Annotated in this window: 23 protein-coding genes; 13 read left to right on the forward strand and 10 right to left on the reverse strand. The window is 69.2% G+C overall.

Going from position 1 to position 22310, the window contains the following annotated elements:
* Positions 1–61: 61 nt before the first annotated feature.
* The 4 genes from WA670_RS02355 to WA670_RS02370 form a co-directional block, all read right to left on the reverse strand.
* Positions 62–454, reverse strand: coding sequence for a hypothetical protein (locus WA670_RS02355; protein WP_336156805.1), 393 nt, complete (start codon positions 452–454; stop codon positions 62–64).
* Entirely contained in the window at positions 441–680 is a 240-nt protein-coding gene (locus tag WA670_RS02360) for a DUF397 domain-containing protein (RefSeq protein WP_020664000.1), read from the reverse strand. The genes WA670_RS02355 and WA670_RS02360 overlap by 14 nt, the downstream gene beginning before the upstream one ends.
* A gap of 486 nt (positions 681–1166) precedes the next feature.
* A complete protein-coding gene (locus WA670_RS02365) occupies positions 1167–2045 on the reverse strand; it encodes a helix-turn-helix domain-containing protein (protein WP_336156806.1) in 879 nt (292 codons plus the stop codon).
* Positions 2046–2213: 168 nt separating this feature from the next.
* A complete protein-coding gene (locus WA670_RS02370; RefSeq protein ID WP_106961382.1) occupies positions 2214–2594 on the reverse strand; it encodes a sterol carrier family protein in 381 nt (126 codons plus the stop codon).
* Positions 2595–2653: 59 nt separating this feature from the next.
* Between WA670_RS02370 and WA670_RS02375 the strand changes: the two genes are divergently transcribed.
* Together WA670_RS02375 and WA670_RS02380 are read left to right on the forward strand one after the other, a co-directional pair.
* On the forward strand, positions 2654–3307 hold the full coding sequence (locus WA670_RS02375; RefSeq protein ID WP_037808668.1) for a type VII secretion system-associated protein: 654 nt from the start codon (positions 2654–2656) through the stop codon (positions 3305–3307).
* Positions 3308–3426: 119 nt separating this feature from the next.
* Entirely contained in the window at positions 3427–4215 is a 789-nt protein-coding gene (locus WA670_RS02380; protein ID WP_240014529.1) for a lysozyme, read from the forward strand.
* A 46-nt stretch (positions 4216–4261) separates the two neighbouring features.
* Here WA670_RS02380 and WA670_RS02385 read toward each other — a convergent pair whose 3' ends face one another.
* The gene (locus WA670_RS02385; protein ID WP_255443103.1) at positions 4262–4396 is read right to left on the reverse strand and encodes a hypothetical protein; all 135 of its coding nucleotides are present in this window, start codon (positions 4394–4396) and stop codon (positions 4262–4264) included.
* Between WA670_RS02385 and WA670_RS02390 the strand changes: the two genes are divergently transcribed.
* From WA670_RS02390 to WA670_RS02405, 4 genes are all read left to right on the forward strand, one after another.
* Positions 4389–5279 (forward strand): lysozyme, encoded by an 891-nt coding sequence (locus WA670_RS02390; protein ID WP_275292931.1) that lies wholly within the window; start codon positions 4389–4391, stop codon positions 5277–5279. The genes WA670_RS02385 and WA670_RS02390 overlap by 8 nt on opposite strands.
* A 189-nt stretch (positions 5280–5468) precedes the next feature.
* Positions 5469–6305: a hypothetical protein gene (locus WA670_RS02395; RefSeq protein WP_336156808.1), complete on the forward strand. Its 837-nt coding sequence runs from the start codon at positions 5469–5471 to the stop codon at positions 6303–6305.
* 4 nt (positions 6306–6309) lie between these two features.
* Complete coding sequence (locus WA670_RS02400) at positions 6310–7245, forward strand: pentapeptide repeat-containing protein (RefSeq protein WP_336156809.1); 936 nt, start codon at positions 6310–6312, stop codon at positions 7243–7245.
* Positions 7246–7261: 16 nt separating this feature from the next.
* The gene (locus WA670_RS02405; protein WP_336156810.1) at positions 7262–7924 is read left to right on the forward strand and encodes a nitroreductase; all 663 of its coding nucleotides are present in this window, start codon (positions 7262–7264) and stop codon (positions 7922–7924) included.
* A gap of 36 nt (positions 7925–7960) precedes the next feature.
* Here WA670_RS02405 and purL read toward each other — a convergent pair whose 3' ends face one another.
* Positions 7961–10267 (reverse strand): phosphoribosylformylglycinamidine synthase subunit PurL, encoded by a 2307-nt coding sequence (gene purL, locus WA670_RS02410; RefSeq protein WP_037808684.1) that lies wholly within the window; start codon positions 10265–10267, stop codon positions 7961–7963.
* Between the two features lie 109 nt (positions 10268–10376).
* Here purL and WA670_RS02415 point away from each other — a divergent pair, with 109 nt between their 5' ends.
* From WA670_RS02415 to WA670_RS02430, 4 genes are all read left to right on the forward strand, one after another.
* Entirely contained in the window at positions 10377–12011 is a 1635-nt protein-coding gene (locus tag WA670_RS02415; protein ID WP_442893060.1) for an ABC transporter ATP-binding protein, read from the forward strand.
* Positions 12008–13750, forward strand: a complete 1743-nt coding sequence (locus WA670_RS02420) for an ABC transporter ATP-binding protein (RefSeq protein WP_037808686.1) — start codon at positions 12008–12010, stop codon at positions 13748–13750. The genes WA670_RS02415 and WA670_RS02420 overlap by 4 nt, the downstream gene beginning before the upstream one ends.
* Positions 13751–13857: 107 nt before the next feature.
* A complete protein-coding gene (locus WA670_RS02425; RefSeq protein WP_037808688.1) occupies positions 13858–15207 on the forward strand; it encodes an outer membrane protein assembly factor BamB family protein in 1350 nt (449 codons plus the stop codon).
* Between the two features lie 151 nt (positions 15208–15358).
* Positions 15359–15727: a pyridoxamine 5'-phosphate oxidase gene (locus tag WA670_RS02430; RefSeq protein ID WP_336156812.1), complete on the forward strand. Its 369-nt coding sequence runs from the start codon at positions 15359–15361 to the stop codon at positions 15725–15727.
* A 51-nt stretch (positions 15728–15778) separates the two neighbouring features.
* Here the strand turns inward: WA670_RS02430 and purQ are convergent, their stop codons facing one another.
* Both purQ and purS read right to left on the reverse strand, forming a co-directional pair.
* Positions 15779–16456 (reverse strand): phosphoribosylformylglycinamidine synthase subunit PurQ, encoded by a 678-nt coding sequence (gene purQ / locus WA670_RS02435; protein WP_037808690.1) that lies wholly within the window; start codon positions 16454–16456, stop codon positions 15779–15781.
* On the reverse strand, positions 16453–16692 hold the full coding sequence (purS, locus tag WA670_RS02440) for a phosphoribosylformylglycinamidine synthase subunit PurS (RefSeq protein ID WP_037808692.1): 240 nt from the start codon (positions 16690–16692) through the stop codon (positions 16453–16455). The genes purQ and purS overlap by 4 nt, the downstream gene beginning before the upstream one ends.
* 443 nt (positions 16693–17135) lie before the next feature.
* Between purS and WA670_RS02445 the strand changes: the two genes are divergently transcribed.
* Positions 17136–18716 carry a GMC family oxidoreductase gene (locus tag WA670_RS02445; RefSeq protein WP_336156813.1) on the forward strand — a complete coding sequence of 527 codons (1581 nt, stop codon included), beginning with the start codon at positions 17136–17138 and terminating at the stop codon, positions 18714–18716.
* Positions 18713–19525, forward strand: coding sequence for a class I SAM-dependent methyltransferase (locus WA670_RS02450; protein ID WP_037808699.1), 813 nt, complete (start codon positions 18713–18715; stop codon positions 19523–19525). The genes WA670_RS02445 and WA670_RS02450 overlap by 4 nt, the downstream gene beginning before the upstream one ends.
* Here WA670_RS02450 and WA670_RS02455 read toward each other — a convergent pair.
* Entirely contained in the window at positions 19522–20706 is a 1185-nt protein-coding gene (locus WA670_RS02455) for a glycosyltransferase 87 family protein (protein WP_037808702.1), read from the reverse strand. The genes WA670_RS02450 and WA670_RS02455 overlap by 4 nt on opposite strands.
* A gap of 94 nt (positions 20707–20800) precedes the next feature.
* Between WA670_RS02455 and WA670_RS02460 the strand changes: the two genes are divergently transcribed.
* Positions 20801–21136, forward strand: coding sequence for a hypothetical protein (locus WA670_RS02460; RefSeq protein ID WP_037808705.1), 336 nt, complete (start codon positions 20801–20803; stop codon positions 21134–21136).
* A gap of 4 nt (positions 21137–21140) precedes the next feature.
* Here the strand turns inward: WA670_RS02460 and WA670_RS02465 are convergent, their stop codons facing one another.
* Positions 21141–22304 carry a lactate 2-monooxygenase gene (locus tag WA670_RS02465; RefSeq protein WP_336156814.1) on the reverse strand — a complete coding sequence of 388 codons (1164 nt, stop codon included), beginning with the start codon at positions 22302–22304 and terminating at the stop codon, positions 21141–21143.
* Between the last annotated feature and the right edge of the window lie 6 nt (positions 22305–22310).

The raw sequence follows: 22310 nt of genomic DNA on the forward strand, positions 1-22310 counted from the left end.
TGGGCCACTTCGTACGGGGCCTGAAATCAGGGGCACCGATGGGGACAGCGCGGAGGGTGGATCAGCGGGCGGCCAGCCACTTCGAGCGGCCGCCTCGGCCCGGGACCCAGCAGCCGTTCGCGGAGGCTGCCGCGGCGGGGGCCGGCTGGCGCTCGGGGAGGGCCAGTACTTCGCCCAGCACCTGGCTTGCTTCGCCGCGCGAGCGCCACAGGGTGGCCGCCGGGGCGAAGATGTTCTGCTCGCTGCCAGGGAGGCGCGTGGCCTCGACGTCGTCTTCGGCGTTCAGCCGGACGACGTCCACCACATTGTCGTGCACTCGCACTCCGACCACGGCCTGCACTTCGCCCGCTCCGTCCGTCGGGTGGACGAACTGGTAGCCGCGGGCAATGAGTCGCTGCAGGCCCTGCTCGATGTCGAAGGCGGAGCCCACGACGGCGGCCTCAGCCGAGGACATCGTCGAATTCGCCGTCCTTCGCGCCGGCGAGGAAGGCGGCCATCTCCGCGCGCGTGTAGACGAGCGCCGGGCCCTCCGGGAAACGGGAGTTCCGCATCGCGATCTCGCCCGAGGTCAGCGGGGCTACTTCGACGCAGTTGCCCACCGCACCGCTGTAGCTCGCCTTGCGCCACTGGGCGCCGGTCAGACGGTCGGCCGGAATACCGTTCTCGAACCGCTCAGCCATGATGCCACCTTCCGGGAAGGACGATGAAAAGCTCAGGAATCTGCATGTGCATCTGCCTGTGACTTCGACGCTAGCACGCGCGCATGCAGCGGTAAATGCACGTGCAGAATTTTCTGCAAATTTCTCACTGCGTGACGACACGGTTCAGTAGAAGTTCCCAGACAGGTGATTCGAGCACTACCCGAACGGGCTAATTATTACCCCGGGTCACGATATTGGCGGCCTGATAACGCACCGCGTTCGTGACTCGCCGCCGCCGGGTGCAGCGGGTGAATACGGAACACTTACCGTGACGGCCGGAGCAGCGATAGGAAGAGTGCGACCGGGTCAGTGGAAGGCAGTTTCCGGACTTATGCACGCTCGGTGAGGAGAATGGGGTGGGGGCGTTCTCTATTCGACTACCCCTGCCTCGGATGGGCGGGACGGAATTCTCGGCAGAGAGAATTTCGCCGAGGCGATCCCCCGGCGCGAGGAAGAGCGGAGTGCTTAGATCTCGGCCTTGCGCTTGGCGATGCGTGCCCGGCTGCGTTCCGGGGTCTCCGCGTCGACGGCCAGCAGGTCCAATGCGCGGCCGTACTTCTCGATCTCGTCGCGCTTGTCGAGGTAGTGCGCGCCGGTCAGGTACTCGACGTAGACGATGTTCGGCAGCTCCGCCTCGGCGAAGCGCAGCAGCGAGAACGCGTGCTCGGCTGACAAACCGCTTCGGCAGTACGGCAGGATCTGCACCGACACGTGCGGCAGCGTGGTGACCTCGAGCAGGTACTCCAGCTGCTGCCGGAACACCTTCGGTCCGCCGATCGGCCGGTACAGCACCGATTCGTCGAGCACCGCCCAGATGCGCGGCGCGTCCGGGCGGGCCAGCATCTTCTGCCGCCGCATGCGCAGGGCCACCAGCTGGTCGACGCGTTCGTCGGCCATTTCCGGACGGCCGTGGCTGAAGATCGCTCGCACGTAGGGCTCGATCTGCAGCAGGCCCGACACGAACAGCGGCTCCCAGATCTGGATCCGGGACGCCGCTTCCTCAAGGCCGACGAGATCGGTGAACCAGCCGGGCACCGTCTCCCCGAACTTGCGCCACCAGCCCGCTTCGTTCGACTGCTTGACCATGTCGAGGAACGCTTTGCGCTCCTCCTCGTCGGAGACGCCGTACATGGTGAGCAGGTCGGCGACGTCGCGTTCCTTGAAGCCGACGCGGCCGAGTTCCAGCCGGGAGATCTTGGATTCCGAACCGCGGATGTTGTAGCCCGCCTGCTGGCGCGTGATCCCGGCTTCCTCGCGCAAGCGGCGAAGCTGCGAGCCGAGGATCATCCGGCGCGCTGTCGGGCCGAGGCTCTGCTCGCCGGCGGACACGCCTACCGCGTTCATGACCAGGGCCCTTCCATCGCCGCTCGTTCGTCACGGGAATCGAAATCCGACTACCCAAAGTACACGCAAGGCACTGCCCCGGACAGCGTGGCACAGGCCTCGGCTCAGGGGATTCTACGGAGTGTGTGCCTCAGAAGACACTCCTGAGAGAACAATTGCCGCGGAAAATCAGATTCGCACGACCGGGAGCCAGTGCGCGAGGTCCGCGCGGCTGCCCGAGGCGGACACCCGGGCGGCGCCGAGCGCGTCGTCCCAGTCCAGGAGGCCGGTGGCCAGTTCGAGCCACGTCCGCGGGTCGGTCTCGACGACGTTGGGCGGCGTGCCGCGGGTGTGCCTCGGGCCCTCGATGCACTGCACCGCGGCGTACGGCGGCACCCGGACCTCGACCGTGTGCCCCGGCGCGTCCTGCGCGAGCGTCCGCAGGGTCGCGCGCACCGCGGCGGCGAGTTCGGCGCGGGCCGGATCCGGTCCGGAACCACGCAACCAGTCCGAAACGGCCAGCACCGCCGCTCGTAACTGAGCGGGATCGACCGAACGCGAAGAGGCCATGCGACAACAGTAGAGTGGCCGCGGACGGACTTTCAGGCACCCGGCACCGAGGGACGGCGATGGCGCAGCGGGACGAGGCAGATCGGATGGTTTCCCGGACCCCGGCGGGCAAACGCGCGCGCCGGAACGCGTACCCCCGCCGCGGGCCGCAGGGAAAACCCGAGATCACTCCCGAGATGCGGGCCAACGCGCGGACGAACCCGAACAGCTGGCTGTATGTCATCGACGAGGCCTTCGACGCCCGCGGTCCGGTGCCGTCGTGGGCGGTCGTCGGCGCGTATCCGGTGAACGGGACGGGCGAGGTCGTCGAGGACTTCCACCCCAACGACCGGTACCGGCCCTCGCCGAAGGCGCTCGGTTTTCCCGAGCCGCGCAACGAACTCGAGCGGCTGCTGCAAATGGTCCGGACCGAACACCGGCCCGCCGAGGACCTGCCGCGCGTCATCCTCGATTCGACGCTGCTGGTCTACGCCCTGTCCCCGGTGCAGCGCACGGTGATCGGCTTCCACAACGCCGACGGACGGGTCATGGTCCCGGCGTACACGTCGAAGTCGCTGGTGCCGCGCGAATGGCCGCACGCCCGCGCGGTGCTCGGCCGCGACATCGTCGGGCTGCTCGCCGGACATCCGCTCGCGGTCAACCCGCACGACCTGATCACCGCCGTCGTGCCGGCCGAGCACCTGATGAAGGCGCTGGCCGAAGAACGGCGCTGACCTGGGCAGACCACACTGCCGAGTGATCATGATTCGCCGAAACCCGCTCGCCCGTGCATCGTGACGCAGTAGGAGTACACGCGTCCGGTGAGGAGCCCTGGGTGAAGCGTCATCTGCTGCTGCGCTGGAGCGCGGTTCTCTTCGCCGGGATCACCGGCACGTCCCTGTGCGAAACGGCGCAGGCGGCACCGAGCTACGCCGGGGCCGCGGACAACTACGCCGGTTCGCAAATCGCGAAGCACGAAGGCGTTCTGGGAGCGCCGAACATCTCGTACACGACACAAGACCAGTACCTCGGCCACGACGTCAGCGGACACCAGGGCCCGGTCGACTGGCCCGCCGCGGCGGGAGCGGGCGCGAAGTTCGTGTACGTGAAAGCGACCGAGGGCACCGGGTTCGTCAGCGGGCAGTTCGCCCAGCAGTACAACGGTTCCTACCAAGCCGGGATCGTCCGCGGCGCCTACCACTTCGCGCGCCCGGACGTGTCCGACGGCGCCGCGCAGGCCAACTACTTCCTCGCGCACGGCGGCGGCTGGTCGGCCGACGGCAAGACGCTGCCCGGTGCACTCGACATGGAATACAACCCCTACGGCGAAACGTGTTACGGCAAGGACGCGAACGGGATGGTCGCGTGGGTCCGCGCGTTCTCCGACACCTATCGCGCCCGCACCGGACGGCTGCCGACGATCTATACGTCGACCAGCTGGTGGAAACGCTGCACCGGAAACAACCCTTCTTTCGGAGGGAATCCGCTCTGGATCGCGCGCTACAACTCCTTCATCGGCGAACTCCCCGCGGGCTGGGGACAGCACGCCATCTGGCAGTTCTCGAACAGCGGCGCCCTGCCCGGCGACCAGAACTGGCTCAACGGAACCCAGTCAGCCCTGCGCAATCTGGCATTCGGGTGAACGTTCGTGACGCGGTCACGAATTAGTCATCACCGCTCGATGAAAATCACCCACTCGCCCATTCATCTTCACGGAACTTGATGACAAACGACGATTCGTCCTCAAGAATCTCCCCCGTGGCGGCTACCTGCACATAGCCGCCCTCCGCGAGGGTATCTGTGAAGGGATCGACGATGTCCACTTCCCGAAGAGGGCGGCGCGGCGCGCTGCTTTCCGCTCTGACCGTCCCGGTTGTCGCGCTCCTGCTCGGCGCTTCGACCGAGGCGACGGCCGCCCCGGCGGCTTCCCCGCTTTCGGCGCGGGAGATCAACTCCGTCAACGCCGACATCCAGGCGAACAACCACACCATGGGATCGCAGATCCGGCGCGTCGAGGGGGATCACTCCACTCCCGAGACGAAAGCCGCCGCACAGCAACCGCAACCCGCCGCCGCGTTGCCGAACCAGGTAGCGGCCACCGTCGCGGGCATGGACGTCGCCAGCTACCAGGGCAACGTCAACTGGGCCAACTGGTGGGGCCAGGGCAAGCGATTCGTCTGGACCAAGGCGACCGAGAGCACGAACTACACGAACCCGTACTTCGCCCAGCAGTACAACGGTTCCTACAACCAGGGCTTCATCCGCGGCGCCTACCACTTCGCCACCCCGAACACCTCGAGCGGCGCGGCGCAGGCGACCTACTTCGTCGCGCACGGCGGCGGCTGGTCAGGGGACGGCAAGACGCTGCCCGGCGCACTGGACATGGAGTACAACCCCTACGGCGCGACCTGTTACGGGCTGAGCAAGGCGTCGATGACGGCGTGGATCAAGGACTTCCACGACACCTATCACGCGAAAACGGGCCGCTGGCCGGTGATCTACACGTCGACGAACTGGTGGAACCAGTGCGTCAGCGGCGATTTCTCCAGCACCGCGCCGCTGTGGGTCGCGCGGTACGCGTCCTCGGCCGGAACCCTTCCGTACAACTGGGGCTACTACACCGTGTGGCAGTACACCTCGAGCCCGCTGGACCAGGACACGTTCAACGGCGCCTACGACCGGCTGCAGGCACTCGCCAACGGCTGACCTGAGGGCGCGCACGGACGCGGCTCCCGGTTCTCCCCTCCTCCTGCCGGGCGGGGCGGCCGGGAGCCGCTTTTGTGCGAGCTTTGCCCGCCTTGCACAATGCAGACCTGGGGCGGAGACGGAACCGCCTGGGCCGGCGGGGCGTCAGACCGCGGCGCGAGTCGGTGCAGCAGGAAGGCGGAACCGGACATGACTTACCCACCGCAGCCCGGACAGGGCGGGGACCCCTACGGCCAGGGCTGGCAGCAGCCCGGCTCGGGCGGGGTGCCGCAGCAGCCGGGGTGGGACCCCAACCAGGCCCAGCAGCCGGGCGGATACCCGAACCCCCAGCAGCAGCAGCCCGCCTGGGATCCGAACGCCCAGCAGCAGGGTTGGGACCCGAACGCTCAGCAGCAGTACCCGGGGTACCAGCAGCAGCCGTACGGCGGCACCCAGCAGTTCCCGCAGCAGGGCTGGGACCAGGGGCAATACCCGGGCGGACCGGGCGGCGAGCCGCCGAAGAACAACAAGACCGGCCTGTGGATCGGCATCGCCGTCGCGGTCGTCGTGGTGGTCGCGCTCGGCATCACCGGGTTCGTCGCGCCGGGGTTCTTCCTGAGCAAGGACGACAAGGGCACCACGCAGGCGCAGCCGCCCGCCCCGGCCCCGTCGCAGTCGTCGGAGGCTCCGCTGCCGAGCGACTCGTCGTCGCCGTCCACGGATTCGAGCGACGACCCCGATTCGGGCGGCGCGTCGGGCGAGGCGAAGCAGGTCATCGACGACTTCCTCGCGAAGCTCAACGCCAAGGACGCGGCGGGCGCGACCGCGATGGCCTGCCAGGGCACCGAGAGCATGTCGAAGCGCAGCATCGACGAGACCACCAGCGGCGACCCGCAGCTCACGCTGAGCAAGGTCACCGCGGGCAGCGCCACGACGAGCGCCCGGATCACCGGCAAGCTGTCGGGCAAGGACGCCAGCGGCACGATGGTCATCATGAACCGCAGCGGCGGCTACTGCGTGGGGCTGTACCTGATCCTCGCGTTCTGACCCGGTGCGCTCGCCGCTGCTGTGGACGTTGATCGCGTCCGTGGCACTGCTGTGCGGGGTCGGCGGCTGGTTGCTCGCCGACCCCGCGACAAGCCGCAGTGAAGCGTTGAAAACCGCCGGTCTCGCCGGTGGCGCGGTCGTGGCGCTGTACGCGTTGTGGCTCAACGATCGCCGCCGCCGCGTCGAGGAGGCGCGGCAGGCGATCGAGCAGCAGCGGCACGACGTCGACCGCGAGCGGATCTCCGACGAGCGGTTCGCCAAGTCGGTCGAATTGCTGGGGCACGAGGCCGATCAGGTGCGGGTCGGCGCGTTGCACGCGCTGGCCGGGCTGGCGCGGACGCGGCCGGAGTATCGGCAGACCGTGCTGGACGTGCTGTGTTCTTATCTGCGGCGGCCGTTCATGCACGGCCGTTACGAGGGCGTGGAAGGCACCGCCGAAGAGGAACGCGAGCTGCAGGTGCGGCTCACCGCGCAACGGCTGATCCGGGATCTGCTGCCACCGTCCGATGTGGACGGACCGGGTCCGGACCTCGATCTGACCGGCGCGGTCCTGGAGTACTTCGACCTTTCCCGCCGCCGGATCGGCGGCCTGCTGCTGCGGCACGCTTCGCTGTACAGCAGCACGAACCTCAGCGGCTCCGTCTTCACCGGGCAGGCTTACTTCACCGCCGCGGGTACGGGTCCGGGCCGCCTGGTGGGCGTTTTCCGTTGCCGCAACGCGACTTTTCTCGACCGGGCCTGGTTCTCCGGTACCGAATTCTCCGAACGGGCCAATTTCTCGCACACCACGTTCGCCGGTCCGACCACCTTCAAGGGCGCGACCTTCGCGAAGGAAGTCCTTTTCGACGGGGCGGCTTTCTCCGGTCCGGTGGAGGCAGCGCTGCCGGACGGCTGGAAGCTGGATCCGCAGAATGGCGGCTATGTCGCGGTGCCGATCTGAGTAGCATCAAGAAACCGTGGACGTCTACGAAGCGGTGCGTTCCCGGCGGTCTGTCCGCGGCTTCCTCGGCAAGCCGGTACCCGGCGAAGTCCTGACCCGAGTCCTCGCCACGGCCCTGCGCGCCCCGTCTGGGGGAAATCTGCAGCCGTGGCGGATTTACGTCCTGACCGGCGCGAAGCTGGCCGAGCTGAAATACCTGGTCGGGCAGCGCATCGCGGACGGCGACACCGGCGATCCGCCTCAGGTGCTGCCCTATCCGCAAGCCTTGCCCGAGCAGTACGCGCGGCGGATCGAGGAGCTGGGCGCGCTGCGCTACGGCGCGGTCGGGGTCGCGCGGGAGGATTACGCGGGCCGGGAGCGGGTCCGGGTCCGGAATTGGGACTGCTTCGGTGCTCCGGTCGCGCTTTTCTGCTACCTGAACGAGCAGATGCTTCCCCCGCAATGGCTGGACGCGGGGATGTTCCTGCAGACCGTGATGCTGCTGCTGCGCAAGGAAGGGCTCGACAGCTGCGCACAGATCGCGTGGGGCCGGTACCACCGGAGCGTCACGGAGATCGCGGAGCCGCCGCCCGGATACGTCCTCGGCTGCGGCATGTCGATCGGGTACGCGGATCCCGACGAGCCCCGGCCGGCGATTCCGCGGGCAGAGCTGGCGGAGGTGGTCACCTTCCGCTCGTGAGTGCCGGCGCCGGTCCGCACCGGCACTCACGAGGGCTCAGTCGAACAGCGCCGGAAGGGTCTTCTCCCAGGTCTCGCGCAGTTCTTCAAGGGAGAACTCGGTGACGCCCTGGATCTCCAGCGTTCCGGAATCCGGGTCGACGACACCGGTCTTGCGCCACGGCAGGCCGCGCGCGGTGCACATCTCGGTGAACCGCAGCTCTTCCGTGCGCGGGACCGCCACCAGCACGCGGCCGGACGACTCGGAGAACAGCTGCACGAACGGGTCCTGGTCGCGGTCGAGGAACACGCGGGCCCCGCACTGTCCAATGAGGACAGTCTCGGTGAGCGCCTGTGCCAGACCACCGTCGGCGAGGTCGTGCGCGGCGGAGATCATGCCGTCGCGCGAACCGGCGACCAGGACGTCGGCCAGCAGCTTCTCGCGGGCCAGGTCCACGCGGGGCGGGACGCCGCCGAGGTGCCCGTGCAGTTCGCGGGCCCAGGCCGAACCGTCCAGCTCGTCGTGGGTGTCGCCGAGCAGCAGCAGGGTCTCGCCCGCTTCCGCGCCGATGCCGGTGGGGATGCGGCGGGTGACGTCGTCGATCACGCCGAGCACCGCGATCACCGGGGTCGGCAGGATCGCCGTGTCGCCGGTCTGGTTGAAGAAGCTGACGTTGCCGCCGGTGACCGGGATGCCCAGCTCGACGCACGCGTCGGCGAGACCGTGCACGGCCTGCTCGAACTGCCACATCACGCCCGGGTCGGTCGGGGCGCCGAAGTTGAGGCAGTCGGACACCGCGACCGGGGTCGCGCCGCCGGTGGCGACGTTCCGGTACGCCTCGGCCAGCGCGAGCTGCGCGCCGCGGTACGGGTCGAGGTAGACGAACTTCGCGTTGCAGTCGGTGGCCACCGAGACGCCGCGGTTGCTCTCCTCGTCGATCCGGATCATGCCGGAGTCGGACGGCTGGGACAGCACCGAATTGCCGCGCACGTAGCGGTCGTACTGCGCGGTCACCCATTCCTTCGACGCCTGGTTCGGCGACGCGATGAGCTTCAGGAAGTCCGCGCGCAGTTCCTCGGGCGTCGACGGACGCGGGAGCTTCGCGGAGGTGTCGGCGACGAGGCCGTCCTGGAACGCCGGGCGCTCGATCGGGCGGTCGTACACCGGGCCCTGGTGCGCGACGGTGTGCGCGGGCACGTCGACCACGATCTCGTCGTTCCAGGTGATGACGAGGTGCTCGCCGTCGGTGACCTCGCCGATGTCGGTGGCGATGACGTCCCACTTGGCGCAGACCGCCATGAACGCCTCGACGTTCTCCGGCGCGACGACCGCGCACATGCGCTCCTGCGATTCGCTGGAGAGCACCTCGGCGGGCGTCATCCCGGTGGCGCGCAACGGAACCCGGTCGAGGTAGATGTGCATGCCGCCGTCACCGGCCGCGGCCAGCTCGGACGTCGCGCACGACAGCCCGGCCCCGCCGAGGTCCTGGATGCCGACGACCAGCTTCTCGCGGAACAGGTCGAGACAGCACTCGATGAGCACCTTCTCGGTGAACGGGTCGCCAACCTGCACGCTGGGCAGCTTCCGCCGGCCGGACGCGGATTCGTCGCCGGAGAAGGTGTCGCTGGCGAGCACGGACACGCCGCCGATGCCGTCGAGACCGGTGCGCGCGCCGAACAGGATGATCTTGTTGCCCGAACCGGAGGCGAACGCCAGGTGCAGGTCCTCGGTGCGCATCGCCCCGACGCACAGCGCGTTGACCAGCGGGTTCCCCGCGTAGGAGGGGTCGAAGACCAGCTCGCCGCCGATGTTCGGCAGGCCGAGGCAGTTGCCGTAGCCGCCGACGCCCGCGACCACGCCGGGGAGCACGCGCTTGGTGTCCGGCGCGTCGGCCGGGCCGAAGCGCAGCGCGTCCTGCACCGCGAGCGGCCGCGCGCCCATCGCCATGATGTCGCGCACGATGCCGCCGACGCCGGTGGCCGCGCCCTGGTACGGCTCCACATAGGACGGATGGTTGTGGCTTTCCACCTTGAAGGTGACCGCCCAGCCGTCGCCGATGTCGACCACGCCCGCGTTCTCGCCGATGCCGGCCAGCATCTTGGCCTTCATCTCGTCGGTGGCGGTTTCGCCGAAGTAGCGCAGATGCTTCTTCGAGGACTTGTAGGAGCAGTGCTCGCTCCACATCACCGAGTACATCGCGAGCTCGGCGTCGGTGGGCCGGCGGCCGAGGATTTCCCGGATCCGCGCGTACTCGTCTTCGGCGAGGCCGAGTTCGACGTACGGCTGGCTCGTTTCCGGGGTCGCCGCGGCCACTGCGGTGGTGTCAACTGTGCTGGTCACGGTATCCGTGTCAGGGTTCGCCACGGCCCTAAGACTACGTGTCGGCCGGGTCACACCCACAGCCGCCCAGCCTGCTCGCGCGGGGCATAAATGAGTCGCGCCGGAGCGTCCCAGCGGCTTAGCGTCAATGATCGTGCTTTCCGCCACGTACCGCTTCCCCGACATCCGGCTCCCGGAACGTCCGACGCCGGTCCGGTATCTGCTGGCGGTCCTTCGCGCACGGCCGGGGCTCGTCCTCGCCGCGATCGTCACCGGGGCCGGCTGGTCGCTGCCGAGCGCCCTGCTGCCGCTGGTGATCGGCCGGGGCGTCGGGGCGATCGCCGACGGCGACTCGTCCGCGCTGTGGCGCTGGGCGCTGCTCGCGGGCGTGCTCGGCGTGACGCAGGCGCTGCTCGGCACCGGGCTGCACTTCGCGTCGTATGGCATGTGGATCCACGGGGCGGGCTCCACCCAGCGCCTGGTCACCGACCACACCACCCGGCTCGGCGCGTCCCTGCGCGACGCCACCACCACCGGCAACGTCGTCGCGGTCACGTCGTCGGACATGAACTGGGTCGGCAACGCGTTCGAGGTCATCGGCCGCACGTTCGGTTCGATCGTGGCGTTCGTGGTCATCGGGATCGCGATGCTCGGCACCTCGCCGGTGCTGGGCACGGTCGCGCTGGTCGGCGTCCCGCTCGCGGTGCTCGGCATCGGTCCGCTGCTCGCGCCGCTGCAGAAGCGGAAAACCGCGCAGCGGGAGAACCTGAGCGAGGTGAACGCACTCGGCGCGGACATCGTGTCCGGGCTGCGGATCCTGCGCGGCGTCGGCGGCGAACGGCGATTCCTCGCCCGGTTCCGCGACGCGAGCCAGCTGGTGCGGCGCTCCGGCGTCGAGGTCGGGCGCAGCGAATCCTGGCTCGCGGGCGCGGAGGTCCTGCTGCCGGGGCTGGTCACGGTGGCGATCACCTGGCTGGGCGCACGGCTCGCGCTCGACGGCACGATCAGCGTCGGCGAACTGGTGGCGTTCTATGGCCTCTCGGCGTTTCTGGTGGTGCCGGTCGCCACGGCGACCGAACAGGTCAGCTCGCTCAGCTCCGGACTGGTCGCGGCGCGCAAGGTGTGTGGGCTGCTGGCCCTGCGGCCGAAGCTCGCCGAGCCGGTGTCGCCGCTGCCGCTGCCGGACGGTCCGCTGGAGCTGGTGGACACCACCAGCGGCATCCGGATCGCGCCGGGCAAGCTGACCGTGGTCGATCTTGGCGCCGAGGCGGAGGCGATCGCCGCGCGGATGAGCCGGTTCGCCGACGCGGACGAGGGCGAACAGGTGCTGGTCGGCGGGGTGCCCGCGGATCGCGTCGCGCTCGCCGAACTGCGCAGGCGGGTGGTGTACGCGCACAACCAGGACCTGTGGTTTTCCGGGGTGCTGCGTGATCAGCTGACCCCGGAGCACCCGCGCGGGGTCGACATCTTCGCGGCGCTGCACGCGGCGGACGCCGAGGACATCATCGAGGCCCTGCCGCGCGGCGTCGACGAGCTGATCGGCGAACGCGGCCGCGAGGTGTCCGGCGGGCAGCGACAGCGGCTGAGCCTGGCCCGCGCGCTGGCGATCGACCCCGACGTGCTGCTGCTCGACGAGCCGACGTCGGCGGTCGACGCGCACACCGAGGCCCGGATCACCCAGCGCGCCAAGGAATTGCGGACCGGCAGGACCACAGTGGTGTTCAGCCAGAGTCCACTGTGGAGGAACGTGGCCGACGAGGTCGTGCACGGAAAGGCAGTGACGGTATGACGACGCGGCTCCCGCTGGCGTCGAAACGCGAAGTGCGGCGCTGGGCGAAACGCGTAGCGGTCGAGCACCGGCGCGAGTTTTCCGTGATGCTCGGGCTGTTCTGCCTGGCCACCGTGGTCGGGCTGGCCGGGCCGCAACTGCTCGGCAGGCTCGTGGACGGCGTGGTCGAGCACGGCACCACGCTGCGGGTCGATCTGCTGGCCGTGGCGTTCGTGGCGGTGCTCGTGCTGCAGGCGTGGGCGAGGAAGGCGGCGCGGCTGCGCGGCCGGATGTTCGGCGAACGGGTGCTCGCGCAGACCCGCGAACGGTTCGTCACGAACGCGCTCGGCCTGCCGCTGGGCACCGTCGAGGCGGCCGGCACCGGCGACCTGCTCAGCCGGGCGACCAGCGACATCAACCGGCTGGACGTCGCGGTGCGGTTCGCCGCGCCGGAAATCCTGATCGCCGCGGTGACGGTGCTGTTCACCACCATCGCGATGATCGTGACGTCGCCGCTGCTCGCGCTGGCCCTGCTGGTGGCGATTCCGATCCTGGTGCCGGTGAACATCTGGTACCAGCGGAAGATCCCGAGCGCGTTCGCGTGGATGCTCGACCGCTGGGGCGACCTGCAGTCGACCACCCACGAGACCGTGGAGGGCGCGCGGACCTCGGAGGCGCTCAGCCTCACCGAACGGCGGGTCCGCGCCGGGTACCACGCACTCGACCAGGCGACGCTCGGCGAACGCCGGATGCGGGCGCTGCAGATGCGCTGGCTGCCGTCGCTCGAGATCAGCTACGTGCTGCCGATCGCGGCGCTCCTGCTGCTGGGCTTGTTCGCCTACAGCCAGGGCTGGGCCGGGCTCGGCACGATCACGACGATGCTGGCGTACGCGCAGGCGATGACCGCTCCGCTCAGCGAGGCGCTGTTCTGGCTGGAGGATCTGCAGGTCGCGATAGCCGCGACGCGCCGGATCATCGGCGTGCAGCCTGCCGAATCGGCGGACAAGGTCGCCGACGTGCCGCGCGGGCGCGACATCGAGGTGCGCGACGTCCGGTTCGGCTACACCTCCGACCGCGAGGTGCTGCACGGCATCAGCCTGAGCGTGCCGCGAGGGGAACGGCTGGCGATCGTCGGACCGTCCGGTGCGGGCAAGTCGACGCTGGGCAGGCTGCTGGCCGGGATCTCGGCGCCGACCGCGGGTTCGATCCGGGTCGGCGGCACCGAGGTGTCGACGCTCGCGGACGACGTGCTGCGCGGCGAGGTGCTGCTGCTGACGCAGGAACACCACACGTTTTCCGGGACGCTGCGGGAAAACCTGGCCCTGCCTGCCCGGCGCGGCGGCGGGGACTGGACCGACGAGGAACTGCTGGACGCGCTCGCATCCGCCGGCGCCGAGGAGTGGGCGGCCGGACTGCCGGACGGGCTGGACACCAAGCTCGGCTCGGGCGCGTACGCGGTTCCGGCCGGTCTCGCGCAGCAACTGGCGCTGGCCAGGGTCGTCCTGGCCGACCCGCACACGCTGGTACTGGACGAGGCGACGTCGCTGCTGGACACCGGTTCGGCGCGCGAGCTGGAACGGTCGCTGAACGCGGTGCTCGAAGGCCGCACGGTGATCGCGATCGCGCACCGGCTGCACACGGCCGCGGCGGCGGACCGGGTCGCGGTGGTCGAGGGCGGCACCATCACCGAACTCGGCCCGCACCAGGACCTGATCGCGGCGGGCGGCCCGTACTCGCGACTGGTCGCGGCGGCAAGCTGAAGCGCGATTCCCGGTCGACAAATCCGAAGCGGTGAAAACTGTGGCGGAACTTTGGGGGAATCAGATTTCCCCAAATACACTACGCGCATCTAAGGGGGGAGCGGGTAGTGACTGACAAAAAGGGTGGCCGGCGGGCCTTCCTCGGAATCTCGGCATTTCTGGCAGCCGTGGTCATCGCGGCGATCGCGGTACCGCTCGCGCTCAACAGGGGCACGGTGTCCGGTCACGCGATCGCGGTGTCCCAGCCAGGTCCGTGGCAGCTGGGAGCGGACCGGGTCCCGCCGTACGACATCGGCATCGATTCCTGGGTCGTGGGCGACGATCTGGTGCTGGTGAACGACACCTATGCGGTGGCGTACGCACGGAGCGACGGAAAGGAACGCTGGCGGATCCCTTCCCCCGCCGGCCATTTCTGCGGGGCGAGCACCTCTGTCGTCGACAACCACATCGCCGTCGGTTATGGGGATCTCTGTTCGAGCGCGGCCGTGCTGGATGTCAACGCGGGAAAGCTGTTGTGGCAGCGGACGATGCCCATCACCTCGTCGGGAAGCTCGTCGCAGGCGAAACTCGACGAGCACGCAGTGCTGGAGATCGTCGGCGGTTCGGTCGTGGTCGTGCACTACCAGCAACTGCTCGGGCTGGACGCGGCCACCGGCGCCGTCCGCTGGTCCGAGGTCACGCCACCGACCGACGAGAAGGTGTACTCGAACTGCATCCCGTCGGACGGGCTGCCGCGGAGCGCGGACTTCGTGCTGCTGTCCCACTGCAGCGCCAAGGACGCCGGCGATAGCTTGTACGTCGCCGTTGCCGTCGATCCCGCGACCGGGAAAACCAAGCAGCACAACGAGTTCGTGAAGAGCAAGTCCTACCTCACGATGGCGTGGGTGAGCGCGTCGCCGCTGGTCGCCTACGTCAGCGACGCATCGAAAGGGATGTACGCGACTCTCGACGACTCGCTCGAACCGGTTTCCACCATCGACGCCGGAGACGCGTTGAACGGCTTCATGGGCGACGACGGATTCGGCTACAGCCTGAGCGGGGCCTCCAACGGTACGTCACATCGACGTTCGCGAGCACTCGTCACGGGCACCACGATGATCGCGCTGACCAGCCCGCAGAAGCCCAACCGCCTCGCCGCGTTCGACCTCCGCACCGGCGCCAAACGCTGGGAAGTCCCGGCGCCCGGCGGCGGCATTGTCGCGGCGCCGCTCGCGGTGGACAACGGGCAGGTGATCGCCGTGGTCTCCGCCGGCCAGGACGGTCCTGAGCAGCACATCGTCAAGTTCTCCCTGGACACCGGAGCTGTGACACCCGTGCGCACGGTCTCGCTCACGGGTCCCGGCAATCGCAGCTTGGCACCGTGGTTCTGCCGCTTGTTCTGGGCAGACGGGGTCGTTTACGGAGTCCGCGCGATCTACACCGCACAGTCCACGGCACTGGTCTTCCGGCTCGGCTGAGCACGGCCGTCCCGGCCCGAGCCCCGAGACCGGAATGTCCGCCGGGCGTCCGGCGTTGGCCTCAAGCGGATCCTGATCTTCCTAGCCTGGGGGTGACGCCGGATGGCGGTCATGACGGTGGACGAACGAGAAGTTCCTCGCGGAGCAGCGAGTGGGCGTGCTGTCGATCGGCCGGGAAGGCGCGGCCCCGCTCGCCGTGCCGGTTTGGTACGACTACGAGCCCGGCGGCGAACTGCTGATCTGGATGGACCGCGGATCGGCGAAGGACCGGGCGATCGAGGCGGCGGGCAAGCTGAGCCTCACGGTGCAGCAGGAAACCCAGCCGTACAAGTACGTGACGGTGTCCGGTCCGGTCGTGGACCGGTCCTCGGCTCCGACGGAGGAGCAGGCGCTCGCCATCGCCTCGCGGTACGCGCCCGAGGCCGAGGCGCGGAAGTTCGTCGAGGGCTCGCTGACGGAGAACTCGGTGCTGGTGCGGGTGCGCACCGAGCGCTGGCTCTCCAGCGACCACAGCAAGTAACGCGAAAAGGGGCCCCGGGAAGTTTCCCGGGGCCCCTTTTCGGTGCTTGGCTCAGGCCTTTACGAGCGCGTCGACCGCGCTGTAGAACATGCCGAGGCCGTCGTCGGACGGACCGGTGAGCGCGTCGATCGCGTGCTCCGGGTGCGGCATGAGACCGACCACGCGGCCGTTCTCGCTGGTGACGCCCGCGATGTCGTTGCGGGAGCCGTTCGGGTTGCCGCCGACGTAGCGGAACGCGACCCGGCCCTCCGCCTCCAGCATGTCCACAGTGGACTGGTCGGCGACGTAGCAGCCGTCGTTGTTCTTGAGCGGGATCAGGATCTCCGCGCCCGCCTCGTAGCGCGTGGTCCACGCGGTGGCGTTGTTGTCCACGCGCAGCCACTGGTCGCGGCACACGAAGTGCAGGCCGACGTTGCGGATCATCGCGCCGGGAAGCAGGCCGGCCTCGCACAGGATCTGGAAGCCGTTGCAGATGCCGAGCACCGGCATGCCCTTGTGCGCGGCGTCGATGACCGAGGACATCACCGGCGCGTAGCGGGCGATCACACCGGCGCGCAGGTAGTCGCCGTAGGAGAAGCCGCCGGGGACGACGACCGCGTCGACGCCCTTGAGGTCGTCGTCGGCGTGCCAGAGCGAAACCGCCTCGGCGTCGGCGTAGCGGACCGCGCGGGCGGCGTCGCCGTCGTCGAGCGTGCCGGGGAAGGTGATGACGCCGATGCGGGCGCTCACGCCTCCACCCGCCGGATGGTCCACTGCTCGATCACCGGGTTGGCGAGGAAGCCCTCGGCCATCTTGGCCAGCGTCTCGTCATCGACGTCGTCGTCGACCTCGAGTTCGAAGTGCCGCCCCTGGCGCACGTCGGCGACCCCGGAGAAGCCGAGCCGCGGCAGCGCGCGCGCCACCGCCTGGCCCTGCGGGTCGAGGATCTCGGGTTTGGGCATGACGTCGACAACGACTCGAGCCACGGCTGGCTGCTCCTTATTTCTGCAGGTCGTGGGTGCACTGGAAGCGTACTTCACCAGCCTGCTCGGCAGACAGACCGGTATCGAGGGGGAGACGTGAACCACCGGCCGCAGGGAACGCCGGAGCAACTGGCCCCAGTCGGTCGCCAACTCAAGGCTGGTGTGTGCGCGACACCAAATCGGGTGGCGAACCGGCTCCGCTGGCCAGCCTGTCGACGGATCCGAAGCCGCGGCCCCAGGTGAAGAACGGCACGGACGCCGCGACACCAAGGTGGACGACGTGACCGGAGAGGGCCGGGTGGAGACCGACGACGACGCGGCGGACGGCGTGTGCGTCACCGTCTTCGATGCCACTTCTGACTGATCGGTTTTCCGGCGACTTGCGCGTAGCGTGACCTGCGCCATGATGTGTCGTTGACAGGGTGTCAACACCACCGGGAGGCAGCGTGCCAGAGCAGGACTCCTTCGACTACGTGATCGTCGGCGCGGGCAGCGCGGGCTGCGTGCTGGCGAACCGGCTGAGCGAGGACCCGTCCGCGCGGGTGCTGCTGCTCGAGGCCGGCGGCGAGGACACCGCGGACGAGGTCCGGATCCCGGCGGCGTTCGCGTCGCTGTTCAAGACGAAGTGGGACTGGAACTACGAGACCGTCGAGCAGAAGCACACCGGCAAGAAGGAGTACTGGCCGCGCGGCCGGATGCTCGGCGGCTGCTCGTCGATCAACGCGATGATCTACATCCGCGGCAACCGCGCCGACTACGACGGCTGGCGCGATGCGCACGGGGCCACCGGCTGGGGCTGGGACAACGTGCTGCCGTATTTCAAGCGCGCCGAGGGCAACCAGCGCCTCGGCGGCCCGCTGCACGGCACGGACGGCCCGCTGCACGTCGAGGACCGGCGGTTCACCCACGAGCTGTCGCACGCGTGGGTGGACAGCGCGGTCGCGTGGGGGCTCAAGCACACCGACGACTTCAACGGCGAGTCGCAGGAGGGGGCCGGGCTCTACCAGGTCACCTGCAAGCGCGGCCGCCGCTGGTCCACCGCGGACGCTTACCTGCGGCCCGCGTTGTCGCGGCCGAATCTGACCGTGCGGACGAACGCGCAGGTCACGCGGGTGGTTTTCGAGGGCACCCGAGCGGTCGGGGTGTCCTATCTCGACAAGGGCGTGCCGACGACGGTCCGGGCGGACGCCGAAGTGCTGCTGTCCGGCGGGGCGATCAACTCGCCGCAGTTGCTGATGCTGTCCGGCGTCGGTCCGGCCGAGCATCTGCGCGAACTGGGCATCGACGTGGTCGCCGCGCTGCCCGGCGTCGGCGACAACCTGCACGACCACCCGGCGGTCGGCGTGATCTGGTCGACGAAGGGCACGACCGACATCGCGGACTCCGCGACGCCCGCCGGACTGGTGCGCTACCAACTGACCAAACGCGGTCCGCTCGCGTCGAACATCGGCGAGGCGGGCGCGTTCTACTCGACCCGCGACGGGCTGGCCGCGCCGGACATGCAGATCCACGTGGCCCCGACGTTGTTCTACGACAACGGAATGCGCGAACCCACGTGTCCGGGCTTCACGTCGGCGGCCACGCTGGTCGACGTCGCGAGCCGCGGGCGGCTGCGGCTGAAGTCGGCGAATCCGTTGTGGAAGCCGGAAATCGACCCGGCTTACTACGCGGAGTCGATCGATCTGGAATCAGTGAAGTCCGCTCTGCGGTCGCTGATCGAGATCGGACGGTCGGGTCCGCTGGCGAAGTTCCTGGACCGGCCGTTCCTGCCGGCGACGCATGAACTGTCGGACGAGGCGTTGACCGAGCACGTCCGGCAGAACACGCAGACGCTGTACCACCCGGTCGGCACGTGCGCGATGGGCAGCGGCGAGCACGCGGTGGTCGACCCGGATCTGAAGGTGCGCGGGGTTACGGGGCTGCGGGTGGTGGACGCTTCGGTGATGCCCGTGGTGCCGCGCGGGAACACGAACGCACCGACGATCATGGTGGCGGAAAAGGCGGCTGATCTGATTCGGTCTCGATGACCGCTCTGTCAACCTGGCGGGATCTCCTTGCCGCCTGGGCGATTCCGGATACCGTGCACCCTCCGGAATCGCCGTGGGTCCTGCCGCGCGAGGTGTTCCTGCGGCGAGCCGATCAGCAGATCGCGGCACCGATCGGGGCGACCTATCAGCTGGCCGCCGAAGCGTTGCAGGAGCCAGGCACGGTGCTCGACATCGGCGCGGCGGCCGGGGCGGCGAGCCTGCCCCTGGTCGGCCGGTCGAACGTCACCGCGGTGACGGCGTTGGACACCGACGACGAGCTGCTCGCGGCGTTCGCCGAGCGGGCCGCAGGGGTGGAGCATCGGCTGTTGTCCGGCCGGTGGCCCGATCTTGCCGACGAAGCCGGTGTGGCGGACGTTGTCGTGTGCGGGAACGTGGTTTACAACGTCCCCGACCTGGCTCCGTTCGCCGCGGCACTCACCGCGGCGGCGAGGCGGCGGGTGGTGGTCGAGACGGCCGCGCGGCATCCGTTGACTGAGCTTAATCCCTTGTGGCAACGGTTTCACGGCATCGAGCGACCGGCTGGACCGACGGCCGGGGACTGTCTCGCGGCGCTCGCGGAAGTGGGGATCGAGCCGGAAGTCGTGGAATGGCGGCGGCCGCCGGAGCCTGAGTACGCGGAGTTCGCGTCCACAGTGGACGTCGTACGGCGGCGGTTGTGCTTGCCTGCCGACGCTGCCGGCGAGGTCGAGCGAGCCCTGCTGGAGATGGGGATAGATCCGGAGATGCCACCAGATCTCGGGTCGTCCGGCCGGGACCTGGTGACGCTGGTTTGGCCCGGTTCCGCCTAACCGACCCGTTCGAGTTCGGGAACCCGCGCGAACTGCACCGCGAACAGTTGCCAGGCAAGGAAACCCAAGCCGAGAAGGACATAGGCGTCGCCGACTAAGTGCTGCCACGGTTCCCACGCGAGTTCCCGCATCCCGCTGGAGGGCACGAAAGTGTGCGGCGCGGCGATGAAAACCGACGCGCCCGCGGCCAACGCGGCGGCGGCCCGAAGCGTGCGGACGCGGGCGGCCAGGATGAGCGTCGCGGGCACCACCCAAACCCAGTGGTGCGACCAGGAAATCGGGGACAGGACGAGCACCGCCGCCGCGTTGACGACGAAGCCGAGCGAACTGTCGACGCGCCGCATGACAAGTACGGCGGCGACCAGGACGAACGCGGACAACGCCAGCCACAGCAGGTCGTGGGCCGGCGGCAGCAGGGCGAGGCGGTTGAGGGCGCCTTGGATGGTCTGGTTGGTCGCGTAGGGCGAGCCGCTGAAGCCGTCGGCACCGGTGAGGCCGCCGCCAAAGAAGTACTCGACGGACGCGCGCGGGGCGATCAGGAAGCCGAGCAAGGTCGCTCCGGCACCGGTGAGCAGTGCGTTGCGGGCGGCGCGGAAATCCTTGGCGAGCAGGAAGAAAAGGAGGAAACCAGCGGGCGTCACCTTGATCGCGGCGGCCAGGCCGACGAGGATTCCGCGCGGCCAGCGTGGGTTGGGCGCCAGGCAATCCACGGCGACCAGGGCCATCAGGACGAGGTTGATCTGTCCAAAGCCGATGGTGGAGCGCACGGGCTCGAAGGCAAGCGCCGCAACGGTGAGCGTGGACGCGGCGACGGCCGTGGATCGGCGATTCCAGTGGCGCCACAGGTGGCGGACCGTGGTGTACAAGACGACCCAGAGCGATGCGGCGGAGAGGACGTCGAGCAGAACCGACGCGATCGAGAGCGGCGGGAGCGCCAGGGCCGAGAAGAGCATCGCGGCGAACGGCGGGTAGATGAACGGCAGCATCGACCCGGCTGTGGTGGTCGGGAGCGGGCCGTAAAGGTCGCCGCCTTGGACGGCCGCGTCCGCACCGAAGCGGTAGACCTGCAGGTCAACCGGGTTGAAGCTGCTGATGACGGCCGCGATGCCCGCGACGAGGGCTACCGCGCCGAGTGCGGACAACCAGGCGAGGATCCGCCCGGACTTTCCTTGAAACCACATACGGGCGGCGATTGTAGCTGCCTGCTCGACGGGCGGGCTGTTCCGGATGACTGTTTTCCCGGAATTGTCGGACCCCGTCGTTACAGTCGGGCCCATGAGCACTTCCCTCTACTACAACGCGAGCCGGGCGACCGCGCTCACCGCTGCCGAGACCGCCGCTGTCGAAGGCGTCGTCACCACACGCCAGTCGTCTTTTCCTTACCCGGACGAGGAATCTCTCTTCCTGTATGAGGAAGGCGAGCCGGACGCGATCGTGGCCGGGTCCACCAAGATGCCGCTCGATCTCGACCGGGTCATGCCGATCCTCGAACACGTGCTGGGCTCGGTGACCGAGTTGCGCCGTACCCTTCCGGACGCGCAGTGGCACGTACACCTCGACGATTTCGAAATCCCGTGGGACGAGAGCGAGGGGTACTTCCTGCCCGCGTAAGCGTCTAGCCGACTCGCCGCAGCGCTTCGCGGGTGAGGTCGGCCAGAGTCGGATAGCCGTCCACAGCCATGATCAAGTCAGCTTCAGCGAGCAAGGTACGCAGCACATGGACAACGCCGTCCTCACCAGCCAACGACAACCCCCAGGCGTACGGGCGGCCGACGCCCACCGCCGTCGCGCCCAAGGCCAGCGCCTTGACCACGTCGGCTCCGGAGCGCACACCGGAGTCGAACAGCACCGGTGTGCTGCCGGAGGCATCGACCACTTCGGCAAGGCAGTCCAGCGCCGGGAGACCGCCGTTGGCCTGCCGTCCGCCGTGGTTGGAGCAGTAGATCCCGTCGACCCCGCCGTCGATGGCGCGGCGGGCGTCGTCGGGATGCTGGATGCCTTTCACCAGCAGCGGAAGCTTGGTCAGCGAGCGCAGCCAGGGCAGGTCTTCCCAGGTCAGCGGGTTGCCGAACAGCTGGGCCCACAGTCCGACGGCGGCCGCCGGGTCGTCCTCCGGAGCCTTGCCGAGCCGTTTCCGGAACACCGGGTCGGTGAAGTAGTTGGCCAGGCAATGCCCGCGCAGCTGCGGGAAGTTCGCCGTCGACAGGTCGCGCGGCCGCCAGCCGGTCACCCAGGTGTCGAGCGTGACCACGATGCCGCGGAAGCCCGCCGCCTCGGCGCGTTGCACGAGCGAGGCGGCGACGTCACGGTCAGTCGGCGTGTACAGCTGGAAGAAGCCCGGAGTGTCGCCCAGTTCCGGGACGAGCGTTTCCATCGGGTCGACGCTCAGTGTCGAAGCGACCATCGGCACGCCCGTTCGGGCGCTGGCCCGAACGGTCGCGAGGTCGCCGTGGCCGTCCTGCGCGCACAGGCCGATCACGCCGACCGGCGCGAGGAACAGCGGCGACGGCAGCTTCATCCCGTACAGGTCCACCGACAGGTCGCGTTCCTTCGCGCCCACGAACATCCGCGGGACCAGGCCCCAGCGCTCGAATGCCTCGACGTTCCCGCGCTGGGTCCGCTCGTCGCCGGCCCCACCGGCCACATAGGACAGTACGGACGGCGGAAGCGCCTGAGCCGCACGCGTTTCCAGTTCCGCGTACGACATCGGCAGGTCCGGGACGCGGCCGGACAATCCGGCGAAGTAGATCTCGTGCTGGAAATCGCCGAAGCCGGGCAACAGTGC

Source organism: Amycolatopsis sp. VC5-11 (assembly GCF_037034185.1).
GTDB classification, from domain to species: domain Bacteria; phylum Actinomycetota; class Actinomycetes; order Mycobacteriales; family Pseudonocardiaceae; genus Amycolatopsis; species Amycolatopsis nivea.

Coding starts and splice junctions, on each gene's coding strand:
- WA670_RS02365 (WP_336156806.1), bottom strand. CDS start 2,045: ATGAACGCGGTAGGCGTGTCCGCCGGCGAGCAGAGCCTCGGCCCGACA.
- WA670_RS02360 (WP_020664000.1), bottom strand. CDS start 680: ATGGCTGAGCGGTTCGAGAACGGTATTCCGGCCGACCGTCTGACCGGC.
- WA670_RS02355 (WP_336156805.1), bottom strand. CDS start 454: ATGTCCTCGGCTGAGGCCGCCGTCGTGGGCTCCGCCTTCGACATCGAG.
- WA670_RS02460 (WP_037808705.1), top strand. CDS start 20,801: ATGAGCACTTCCCTCTACTACAACGCGAGCCGGGCGACCGCGCTCACC.
- WA670_RS02375 (WP_037808668.1), top strand. CDS start 2,654: ATGGCGCAGCGGGACGAGGCAGATCGGATGGTTTCCCGGACCCCGGCG.
- WA670_RS02450 (WP_037808699.1), top strand. CDS start 18,713: ATGACCGCTCTGTCAACCTGGCGGGATCTCCTTGCCGCCTGGGCGATT.
- WA670_RS02395 (WP_336156808.1), top strand. CDS start 5,469: ATGACTTACCCACCGCAGCCCGGACAGGGCGGGGACCCCTACGGCCAG.
- WA670_RS02370 (WP_106961382.1), bottom strand. CDS start 2,594: ATGGCCTCTTCGCGTTCGGTCGATCCCGCTCAGTTACGAGCGGCGGTG.
- WA670_RS02455 (WP_037808702.1), bottom strand. CDS start 20,706: ATGTGGTTTCAAGGAAAGTCCGGGCGGATCCTCGCCTGGTTGTCCGCA.
- WA670_RS02390 (WP_275292931.1), top strand. CDS start 4,389: ATGTCCACTTCCCGAAGAGGGCGGCGCGGCGCGCTGCTTTCCGCTCTG.
- WA670_RS02420 (WP_037808686.1), top strand. CDS start 12,008: ATGACGACGCGGCTCCCGCTGGCGTCGAAACGCGAAGTGCGGCGCTGG.